This is a genomic window from Paraburkholderia sp. CNPSo 3274 (genome assembly GCF_024206475.1).
Lineage (GTDB): Bacteria > Pseudomonadota > Gammaproteobacteria > Burkholderiales > Burkholderiaceae > Paraburkholderia.
In genome coordinates, this window is sequence record NZ_JAMBPR010000003.1 from 221,671 (window position 1) to 231,158 (window position 9,488).

Below are 9,488 nucleotides of genomic sequence, written 5' to 3' on the forward strand. Positions count from 1 at the left end.
CGGAGGGATCGTGACTGAACTATGGCGTTTATCCGCAACTGAACTCGCAAAGCGGGTTCGCGCGCGCGAGGTGTCTGCACGCGAGGCCGCGACGGCCGCGCTCGAGCGCCTCGAAGCCGTCAATCCGCTCATCAACGCGGTGATCGACTACCGGCCCGAATGGGTCTTCGAACAGGCCGACAAGATCGACGCGGCGATTGCGCGTGGCGTAGACCCGGGGCCGCTCGCGGGCGTGCCCGTCACCACGAAGATCAACATCGACCAGGCGGGATTCGCGACGACCAACGGCACGCGTTTGCAAAAGGATCTGATCGCGCAGGTGAACAGCCCGGCTGTCGAAAACCTCGTGCGCGCGGGCGCGGTGCTGCTCGGCCGCACCAATTCGCCGACCTTCGCGCTGCGCTGGTTCACGAGCAACCAGGTCCACGGGCATACGAAAAACCCGCGCAATGCGTCGCTCACGCCGGGCGGTTCGAGCGGCGGCGCGGCGGCGGCGGTCACGGCCGGCATCGGGCATATCGCGCTCGGCACCGACATTGGCGGCTCGGTGCGCTACCCGGCCTATGCGTGCGGCGTGCATGGCTTGCGGCCCAGCATCGGGCGCGTGCCGGCGTTCAACGCGTCGTCGCCCGAGCGGCCGATCGGCGCGCAGATGATGTCGGGCGCGGGCCCGATGGCGCGCACGGTCGAGGACCTGCGCGTGGCGCTCGCCGCGCTTGCGGCGCCCGACCTGCGCGACCCCTGGTGGGCGCCGGCGCCGCTCATCGGGCCCGACGTGCCGCGGCGCGCGGCGCTCTGCCTGCGTCCGGGCGGCATGAGCATCACGAAGGAGGTGGAGGACGCCCTGCTCGACGCTGGCCGCAGACTCGCCGACGCCGGCTGGACGGTCGAGCAGATCGACGACGTGCCGCTGTTGCGTGACGCCGGGGAAGTGCAGGAACGCCTGTGGCTCGGCGACGGCTTCCCGGCGCTCGCCGACGCCGTGGCCCGTGACGGCGACCCGGGCGCGCAGGCGGTGGTGGACGGCGTGCGCGCCAAGGTCGCGGCGATGCCCGAGAACGTGGTGGTCCCGTCGCTGGTTCGCCGCACGACGCTCACGCGCGCATGGCGCTTGTTCCTTTCGGAATATCCCGTGCTGCTGCTGCCGGTTTCGGGCGAACTGCCATTCCCCGATAACCTCGACATGCAGGGCGCGGCGGGATTCCAGCGCGTATGGGACGCCCAGTTGACCATGCGCGCCTTGCCCGCGATGGGCTTGCCGGGACTCGTCGTCTCCACGGGCATGGTGAAGGACGTGCCGGTTGGCGTGCAGATCGTCGCCGGGCACTTCCGCGAGGACCTGTGTCTGCTGGCGGGCCAGGCCATCGAGGAACGCGGCGCGCCGCCTTCGCCCATCGACCCGGCCATGTAAGCCGGGCGGGCATCATGCGGGCTTCTTGACCACAGTGTCGTGAGGAGTGAGCGCGTGGCTTCGCGGGTTTGCGGAAACATGGAAAGCAACGGCTTGCCCGTTGCTTTGTCGATCAACCACGAATGCCGTTCGCCGCGCTCGAACAAATGGTGCTCGCCCCACTGCTGAAGGGCGACGATGACGGGGAAGAGACTTTCCCCCTTCTTCGTTAGCACGTACTCCTGATAGGTCGTACCGTCAGAGGCAGGCCGTGTTTCGAGAATGCCGGCCTCGACGAGATGGCTCAAACGGCCGGACAGAATATTTCGACTGGTTTTAAAATGCAACTTTGCTGCTGCTCGTGCCGTTGGGCGACAGGGTGGAGCGCCGCCGCCTGATGATCGCGCAACTGCTCGCGCTGGCGGGCGCCCTCGGCGTGGTCAGTCTCGCGCGATCCGTTGCGGTGTTGCTGGCTGGCATGCTGGGTGTGGGCATGCTGGGCACGGCCATGACGCAGGGTTTGATCGCCTATGTGGCCGCCGCCGCCGCGCCCGACGAGCGCGGGCGAGTGGTGGGCGCAGCGGGCACTGGCGTGTTCGTTGGCCTGCTGCTGGCTCGCGTGTTCTCCGGCGGCGTGAGCGATCTTGCCGGTTGGCGCGGCGTATATGGCTGTTCCGCCGCCGTCATGCTCGCGCTTGCCGTGCCGCTGTGGCGTCGGCTTCCGAAACTTGCGCGCGGCGCGCCAGCTACGATGAGCTATGTACACCTGATCATCTCGATGTTCGCGTTGTTGCGCCCGGATCGCGTGCTGCAGACGCGCGGCGTGCTCGCGCTGCTGATGTTCCCGACGCTCAATATCTTCTGGAGCACGTTGGTGCTGCCGTTGAGTGCGCCGCCCTACAATTTTTCTCACACGGCGATTGGGGCCTTCGGCATCGCCGGGGCGACGGGTGCGCTTGCCGCCGCGCGCGCCGGCCAATGGGCGGACCGGGGTTGGGGCCAGCGCACCAGTGCTGCCGCGCTGGCGCTCTTGTTGCTGGCGTGGTGGCGGCGACGCGCAATTGCATAGCCGGCTCGTGAGTCTTTACATGCTGTTCTATGCGGTTGGCAGCGGGCTTGGCGCGATCGGCACTACGGCGACGTATGCCGTGGCGGGCTGGCATGGTGTGTGTATGCTGGGCGCTGCCATGAGTTTGCTTGCACTCGTGTTCTGGGTCGTCACGGTGCGAAGCATGCCGCGTGCGGCCTCGTGCGCCTGAACGTTGAATTGAAGCCTGAATGGAAACTCGAACCGGGAGGCATGGATGGATGAACTGAAACTGCTGGCGGATGCCGACGCACGCGGCCTGCGCTACCTCGAAGGAAACGGCACGCGACGTGTTTTCCCCTCGAACGAAGCCATCGCGGCGCTCAGTGCGTTCGACGAGCCGCTGCCCGCAAGCGGATTGCCCGCCGAAGACACGCTGTCTTTGCTCGACCGCATAGGCTCGCCGGCGACAACGGCTTCGAACGGCCCACGCTATTTCGGCTTCGTGATCGGCGCGGCGCTCCCTGCAGCGGCCGCGGTTGAGCGGCTCATGCTGGCGTGGGATCAGTGCGCCTCGACGTTCGACAACTCGCCGGTCGCGGCCACGGTCGAACGCGTGGCGGGCCGCTGGGTGCTCGAAGCGCTCGACCTGCCGCGCGAAAGCGCCGTGGGCTTCGGCACCAGCGCGACAGCGTGCACGCTCGGCGCGCTCGCTACCGCCCGGCGCGCGCTGCTGGCACGGCAAGGCTGGGACTTCGACCGCCAGGGGCTGATGGGCGCGCCCGAGATCAAGGTCGTGGTCTCGGAACTCGCTCACATCACGGTGAAGAAGGCGCTGCGCATCCTGGGCTTCGGGCTGGACCGCATCGTCTACGCGGCCGTCGATGCCCATGGGCGCGTGGATGCGGCGAGACTCCCGCAACTCGACGACCGCACGATCCTGTGCCTGCAGGCCGGCGAAGTGAATACCGGCGAATTCGACCCCTTTGCGCCGATCATCGCGCGTGTCAGGGAGACCGGCGCGTGGGTGCATGTCGATGGCGCGTTTGGCCTGTGGGCGCGGACCTCGTCATTGGCCGCGCTGACCGAGGGCATCGAAGGCGCCGATAGCTGGACGACCGATGCGCACAAGTGGCTGAACACACCGTACGACTGCGCCATGGTCATTTGCCGCGATGCAACGGCGCTGGCCGAGGCGATGAACAGCGACGCGGCCTATTTGTCCGCGAGCGCCGACGCGCAGAAAAACCTCACGCTGGAATTCTCGCGCCGCGCGCGCGGCATTCCCGTGTGGGCGGCGCTACGCACGCTGGGCAGCGGCGGTGTCGCGGCCATGGTCGAGCGCCATCACGCGCAGGCGCAGCGCATCGGCGCGGAACTCGAGCGCCTGGGCTACGAGGTGCTCAACCGGGTCGTGCTGAACCAGGTGCTGTTCCGCTGCGAAACGGACGCGCAGACGCAGGCGCTGCGCAGCGCCGTGCAGGCCTCGGGCGAAACGTGGTTCGGCGGCACGATGTGGCAAGGTCGGCCCGCGTTGCGGATCAGCGTGTCGTCGTGGCGCACGCGGGACGAAGACGTCGAGGCGCTCGTGCAACTGCTGGCACCAAAGCCGTGAATAAGCCGAAAATGTGAGGAATCGCATGCTGCGGAACTGCCGGTTTGCCGGTAACGCTGCGATCACTACGCATTGATCTCGCGCTGATCTCCCGTTGACGTTGGGCGCCGCTACCGCGCCGCGACGATGCCTCCGTGCAGTTCCACATGCAGCACGACGAGCCACCGCGAAGGGCAGGCGCTCGACACCCGCACTGCGCGGCCGGGGCGAATCGCGGCCGGCTGCACGAAGCCCGACTCTCGGGCTCGCGACCACGCATGGCGCGCATCGGATCGTATCCAGACGGCAAGCAGCGTGCAGCACATGAAGCAGAAGAATGCCGTGAGTCCCAGCGCGAAATCGGGTTGATTCGAAAATGCGAAAAACGCGAACGCCGAAGTCAGAATGGGAGTGATCAGCAGAATCAACGCGCACACGCGAAGCAACGCGCGCTTATTCGGACTGATGGCGCGCGCGGCGCTCAATGTGCGCCGGATCGGCGAAGAGATGTTGCGCATGCGATGGGGCTGCTACGCCGTCAATGCAACAAGGTCACGGGCACGCTGCAAAGCCGCCTGAGCCTTGCGAGCATCATCCATTTGCGCAGAAAGCCGAGATGGCTCGCGTCCACGAGAACGATATCCGCGCCGCCACATTCCACGCACGCTGCGATGCTGCGCTCCGCGGGTCCCGGCGCGTGCCGTAGCCGGTACGGCACACCTGCGTCTTTGAGAATCGCGCAGGTGGCGTCGAGCATGTCGCGGCCGTGTCGTTGCCTGCGCTTGCGCGCGCCGTTGTTCGACCCGGCTTGCTGTATCGTCTCCACGATCTCGACTTCCACCATGCCGCGTTCGGCGAAAAGAAACGCGCTGTGGCGTGCGGCTTCGGCTGCGCCGTGCCGGTCGATGACGGGAATGAGAAGTTTCAACACGAAATGGCCTGAGAGATTGCGGATCAGCATGATCGTAGCGAACGGCGCGTAAACAATCCGTAAAAATTTGGCCACCGGTGTGTAAATGCGGCGTTTGTTTACGGCATTTTTTCTTGTGCGAGGAGGAACGCCACGCCTACACTGGCGCGTCGAATCCGGCCGAGGAATTGCCATGTTTTGCCACCCGCCGTTCAATCTTACGTTTCTCCGTTGATCATGCCGATGCGCTTTCGAGGCTGGTTGAAGCTCGCGCTTCTTACGTTTTCCGTGGACCAGATACTGACCGCCGTGTTCGGCTACGTTACCCAACAAATCGATCCGGGCATTTCCGACTTGGAGACGGTGATTTTCAGCTGCATTACGTGCCTTCTCGTAAGCAACTGGCTGGTGACTGATGCGCGCGCCGCGTGGGCCACGGCAAAGAAGCAGGGATTCATCGGACCTGCGCGGAGCGGTGAAGTTGCGCACGAAGCGCAACTCGAAATTGCCAACGCGTGCCCGCGACGCTGGCTTGTCGTGCTGCATCTCGAGTTGAATCCCCAGCTCGCACAAAGCGTTTGAAATTTAGACAAGACGCACCGCTATTTTTAACACCGGTTTTACGCGCTCGGTAATACGCTGAAGTTGTGTTCACAACCTGCGAATAGCAATTCAAATCTCATGGCTTACGCAAATCCCATCCCCCGTTACGAGATCGTGGCGCCGATTCCGCGCCCGCGTGCGAAGGTCGTTCCGTTGCGGGCCCCGCGTGCCTGGCTCGAAGTCATGCTGACCGCGAACACCGAGGAAGCCGCGCGGGCTCATCTCGCGGCGCTGCTTCATTCCCCGCTCGGCGTCTACGTTGCGCAAACTGCCTTCGTGCGAGGCGCCATACGCGTGCAACTCGATATCGCGCCCGAGGACATCGACTTCACGATGCATATGCTGATAGGCAGCGTGCCGCAGGCTACGATCGGCGCGTTGCGCCCGCGCATCGGCAACAAGGGGGCCTGATATGTTCGACGGAATCTGGTTGCCGATCGTGACGCCGCTGCGTGACGGCGAAGTGGATGTCGAGGCGTTGGAGCTCCTGACCGACAAATACGCGAGTGACGGCGTTGCCGGCATCGTCGCGCTCAGCACGACCGGCGAGTCGGCGCTCCTGAACGACGTGGAGCGCGTGACCGTGCTGCAAGCCATCACGGAGGTCGCAGCGGGGCGCGTGCCCGTGATCGCGGGCCTGGGCGGCAGCGATACGCGCGCGTTCGTGCAGGACCTGCGCACGCTGGAAAGGTGGGACGTGGCGGGCTTTCTCGTTCCGCCACCGTCGTATGTTTGCCCGGACCAAGCAGGGCTCGCATGGCACTTCGGGCAGATCGCGCGTGCCACGTCGAAGCCGCTGGTGCTCTACGACGTGCCGCATCGAACAGGCGTGCCGATCGAAGTCGAAACGGTGCGCGAACTGGCGGAAATCGACAATATCGTGGCGATCAAGGCTTGCGCGAGCGAGCGCTTCAAGGCGCTGGGGCAACTGCCCATCTCGCTGCTTTGCGGTACGGACGAAGCGTTTCTGGAGTGTCTCGAAGCGGGCGCCGCGGGAGGCATACTCGCGAGCGCACACATTTGCCCGGACTTGCTGCGCGATGTGCACTCGCTCGTGAAGGCGGGCTACGGCGAGGCGGCGGCCCGGCTTTTCGCGCGCTTCAAGGGTGTGCTGCGCCTATTGTTCGCCGCGCCGAACCCAAGTGCGATCAAGGCCATGATGGCGCTCGACGGCACCCTGGCCCCCGAAACGCGTATGCCGATCCGGCCGGCTTCGCCCGCGCTCGTCACGCAACTCGAATTCGCTCGCGCCTTGCTCGACGACCTGCGCGCCGCCGCGCCTTCGCCCTGATTTCGCGTCGCGGTCGCGCTCGCGCGGATTTTTTTTTCGCGTTTTCGAACTTTCATCTTGTCGCGCTACTATCCCCCTATCGTGTCATGGGGAAACCGCGAAGATGAAGTACGAGAACGCTCTGCAGCGAGCGATCAAGGAGCGCCTCGAGCGCGCCATGGAATTGGCCGAACTGTTCGGCCTGTTGATCATCGGCATTGGCACCGTGGCCGCCATGGGCGCGCTGATATGGCACATGGTGCATTCGGACGGCGTGACGCTGACCGACCTGCTGTTGATGTTTCTCTACCTCGAAATCTTCGCCATGGTCGGGCAGTATCTCAAGGCGGGGCAGCTACCGGTGCGCTTCCCGCTCTACATCGCCATGGTGTCGATTGCGCGGGACCTCATCCTGCGCGCGGGCGCGAACACGGAGCTGCATTTGCTGGCTTCTGCAGGCGCGATCGTGCTGATCGCCCTGGGCGTGCTGATCATCCGCTTCGGGCAGGCGAAATATCCCAGCAATACCGATGAGCGGCGCGTGGAAGAGGCGAAGTAGGGCGGTCGGTCCTGCCGCTGTTGGGCTGCTAGGGTTGCTGCATTAGCGCACGCGAACCGGGCCGAGCCGCGCGGCAATGGTGCGGCACGCGGCGAGCAGGGGTTCGATGTAGCTGCGTTGCGCGTCCGCCTGGCGGCGAAAGTTTAGCGTGGAAATCGCCTCGGTAAGCAGCGGTACCGCGCCCATGACGACTCCAACCGCTACGCGTCCGCCACGCCCGCGCGAGAGTCCGACAAGCACATCGCGCAAATGCGCGGGATCGGTGTGGATCAGGCGCGCGTAGCGGATCGCGCAGTGTCCGGCCTCGGTGGGCAATTTCGAAAATTGTCGCCGACGCTTCAAATCCGCTTTAGATACTATGGAGGGGCCGCGGAAGTAAGCCTCCTGGAGTAAAACGAGGATTCCGACACCCGTTTTCCGAGAGGAGTACGCAAATGAATGCGCCTCGCACAGCCCCTCACGGGCAAGATACAACCATCACCGGATCGCCGAGCACCTTGCCGTAGGCGAGCGTCATGTACGACGTCACGTGAATGCCTTCCTGCTGCAGGAAGTCAACGAGCTTGCGGTTCTGCAGGTACGGGCTCAATTCGATCTGGTTGGTGGCGATGTTGTCTTTGCCGACCACCGCGATTGCCTGCTTCGTCAGTTCGATATTGAAATTGGAAATGCCGATCTGTTTGGTTAGCCCTTGTGATTTGGCTTCGGCCAGCGCGCTCATGAATTCTTCGAGCGGTACGCCGTTGTTGGGCGCGGGCCAATGAATCAGCGTGAGATCGACTTCGTCGGTGCGCAGCTTCTTCAGGCTTTCCTTCAAGCTCGGCACCAGCTTTTCACGCGAGTAGTGATCGACCCAGATCTTGGTCGTGAGAAAGAGATCGTCGCGCGCAATGCCGGAAGCGGCGATCGCTTCGCCGACTTCGGCTTCGTTGCGGTAGATCTATGCGGTGTCGATGACGCGGTAGCCGACTTCAAGACCGTTACGCACGGAGTCGATGACAACCTGGCCTTCCAGGCGGAATGTGCCGAGGCCAAAGGCGGGAATCTTGCTCATGATGTTCTCCACAAAAAAATGATTGGCTTGCCTAAGCGAAAAAAGCGACTTAACGCGAGCGCCGGTTCACGGCGATCTGGACGATGACTAGCGCAACGCCGCCTAACGCGATGAGCGCCCCGACAATCGGCACCGCGCCGTAGCCGAGACCGGCGGAGAGCGCGGCGCTGCCCGCGGCGGCGCCCAGCGCGTTGCCGAGATTGAACGCGCCGACATTGACGGACGAGGCGAGCCCCGGCGCATCATGGGCGGCGCGCATCACTCGCATTTGCAGCGGCGGGACCACCGCGAAGGTCGCGATACCCCAGACGAGCAGGGCAGCGGCCGCACCCACATGCGTCGCGGCCAGCGCCGGAAACGCGAGCATCACGATGATCAACAGCGCGAGGAAACCCAGCAGCGTGCCGTCGAGCGAGCGGTCTGCGAGACGCCCGCCCGCCGCGTTGCCGATGGAAAAACCCACACCGATCAGCACGAGCATGGCGGTCACGAAGCCAGGCGTCGCGCCCGTGAGATGCGTGAGCGTGGGCGTGACATAGGTGTAGAGCGTGAACATCGCGCCTGCGCCAAGCACCGTGGCCGCGGGCACGCCGCCGATGTTCGCGATGGTGAGTCCCATGAACATCGTCGCGACGGCGCTTGCCTGGCGCTCGCGCGGCACGAAGCTCGCGGCGACCACCGAGCCGATGCCGAAGAATGCGCCGTGATTCAGGCTCGTGACAAGCCGCGCGAGCAGCAGCGTGGTGTAGTCGGGGGCGATGGCGGAGAGCAGGTTGCCGAGCGTGAAGATGCCCATCAGCGCCATGAGCGCGGTGCGCCGGGGCCAGCGGGCGAGGGCGAGCGTCATGAGCAGCGCACCCACCATCACGCCGATTGCATAGGCGCTGATCAGCATGCCCGCGCTGGGGATCGACACATGCACGCCCTCGGCGATCACGGGCAGCAGGCCCATCGGCGAGAATTCGGTCGTGCCGATACCGAATGCGCCAACGGCGAGTGCCAGGAGCGGCAGAGCGGCGCCGCGCGTCGCCGGCGGGCTGGCGCGATGCTGCTGGGGGGCCGGGCGGGCCGTGGTGGGTAG

The 9,488-nt window shown here is 65.1% G+C and carries 9 protein-coding genes and 4 pseudogenes; 7 read left to right on the forward strand and 6 right to left on the reverse strand.

The genetic code is table 11. From position 1 onward, the window contains the following. Positions 1 to 10: 10 nt before the first annotated feature. Complete coding sequence (locus M3I54_RS03320) at positions 11 to 1,411, forward strand: amidase family protein (RefSeq protein WP_254332995.1); 1,401 nt, start codon at positions 11 to 13, stop codon at positions 1,409 to 1,411. A 203-nt stretch (positions 1,412 to 1,614) separates the two neighbouring features. On the opposite strand, the pseudogene M3I54_RS45310 reads toward M3I54_RS03320, so the two are convergent. Further along, positions 1,615 to 1,737: pseudogene (locus M3I54_RS45310) on the reverse strand (hypothetical protein); the annotation flags it as partial. Between the two features lie 2 nt (positions 1,738 to 1,739). Here M3I54_RS45310 and M3I54_RS03330 point away from each other — a divergent pair. Beyond that, positions 1,740 to 2,649, forward strand: a pseudogene (locus M3I54_RS03330) (MFS transporter); the annotation flags it as partial. 45 nt (positions 2,650 to 2,694) lie between these two features. Then, the gene (locus tag M3I54_RS03335) at positions 2,695 to 4,032 is read left to right on the forward strand and encodes an aminotransferase class V-fold PLP-dependent enzyme (RefSeq protein WP_254332996.1); all 1,338 of its coding nucleotides are present in this window, start codon (positions 2,695 to 2,697) and stop codon (positions 4,030 to 4,032) included. 110 nt (positions 4,033 to 4,142) lie between these two features. Here M3I54_RS03335 and M3I54_RS03340 read toward each other — a convergent pair whose 3' ends face one another. Both M3I54_RS03340 and M3I54_RS03345 read right to left on the reverse strand, forming a co-directional pair. Continuing rightward, on the reverse strand, positions 4,143 to 4,529 hold the full coding sequence (locus M3I54_RS03340; protein WP_254332997.1) for a hypothetical protein: 387 nt from the start codon (positions 4,527 to 4,529) through the stop codon (positions 4,143 to 4,145). 20 nt (positions 4,530 to 4,549) lie between these two features. Continuing rightward, the gene (locus M3I54_RS03345) at positions 4,550 to 5,137 is read right to left on the reverse strand and encodes a hypothetical protein (protein ID WP_254333000.1); all 588 of its coding nucleotides are present in this window, start codon (positions 5,135 to 5,137) and stop codon (positions 4,550 to 4,552) included. Between the two features lie 45 nt (positions 5,138 to 5,182). On the opposite strand from M3I54_RS03345, the gene M3I54_RS03350 reads away from it, so the two are divergent. The 4 genes from M3I54_RS03350 (at position 5,183) to M3I54_RS03365 (ending at position 7,353) form a co-directional block, all read left to right on the forward strand. Beyond that, positions 5,183 to 5,503, forward strand: a complete 321-nt coding sequence (locus tag M3I54_RS03350) for a hypothetical protein (protein WP_254333002.1) — start codon at positions 5,183 to 5,185, stop codon at positions 5,501 to 5,503. A 99-nt stretch (positions 5,504 to 5,602) separates the two neighbouring features. Then, positions 5,603 to 5,935 (forward strand): hypothetical protein, encoded by a 333-nt coding sequence (locus tag M3I54_RS03355; protein WP_254333003.1) that lies wholly within the window; start codon positions 5,603 to 5,605, stop codon positions 5,933 to 5,935. A 1-nt stretch (position 5,936) separates the two neighbouring features. After that, complete coding sequence (locus M3I54_RS03360; RefSeq protein ID WP_254333004.1) at positions 5,937 to 6,815, forward strand: 4-hydroxy-tetrahydrodipicolinate synthase; 879 nt, start codon at positions 5,937 to 5,939, stop codon at positions 6,813 to 6,815. Between the two features lie 103 nt (positions 6,816 to 6,918). Then, positions 6,919 to 7,353 (forward strand): phosphate-starvation-inducible protein PsiE, encoded by a 435-nt coding sequence (locus M3I54_RS03365; protein ID WP_069262357.1) that lies wholly within the window; start codon positions 6,919 to 6,921, stop codon positions 7,351 to 7,353. Between the two features lie 144 nt (positions 7,354 to 7,497). On the opposite strand, the pseudogene M3I54_RS03370 reads toward M3I54_RS03365, so the two are convergent. The 3 genes and pseudogenes from M3I54_RS03370 to M3I54_RS03380 form a co-directional block, all read right to left on the reverse strand. Continuing rightward, a pseudogene (locus tag M3I54_RS03370) lies at positions 7,498 to 7,665 on the reverse strand (LysR family transcriptional regulator); the annotation flags it as partial. A 163-nt stretch (positions 7,666 to 7,828) separates the two neighbouring features. Then, positions 7,829 to 8,407, reverse strand: a pseudogene (gene dkgB / locus M3I54_RS03375) (2,5-didehydrogluconate reductase DkgB); the annotation flags it as partial. Positions 8,408 to 8,456: 49 nt separating this feature from the next. After that, entirely contained in the window at positions 8,457 to 9,419 is a 963-nt protein-coding gene (locus tag M3I54_RS03380; RefSeq protein ID WP_254333030.1) for an MFS transporter, read from the reverse strand. Positions 9,420 to 9,488: the final 69 nt, after the last annotated feature.

Coding starts and splice junctions, on each gene's coding strand:
- M3I54_RS03335 (WP_254332996.1), top strand. CDS start 2,695: ATGGATGAACTGAAACTGCTGGCGGATGCCGACGCACGCGGCCTGCGC.
- M3I54_RS03340 (WP_254332997.1), bottom strand. CDS start 4,529: ATGCGCAACATCTCTTCGCCGATCCGGCGCACATTGAGCGCCGCGCGC.
- M3I54_RS03355 (WP_254333003.1), top strand. CDS start 5,603: ATGGCTTACGCAAATCCCATCCCCCGTTACGAGATCGTGGCGCCGATT.
- M3I54_RS03360 (WP_254333004.1), top strand. CDS start 5,937: ATGTTCGACGGAATCTGGTTGCCGATCGTGACGCCGCTGCGTGACGGC.
- M3I54_RS03365 (WP_069262357.1), top strand. CDS start 6,919: ATGAAGTACGAGAACGCTCTGCAGCGAGCGATCAAGGAGCGCCTCGAG.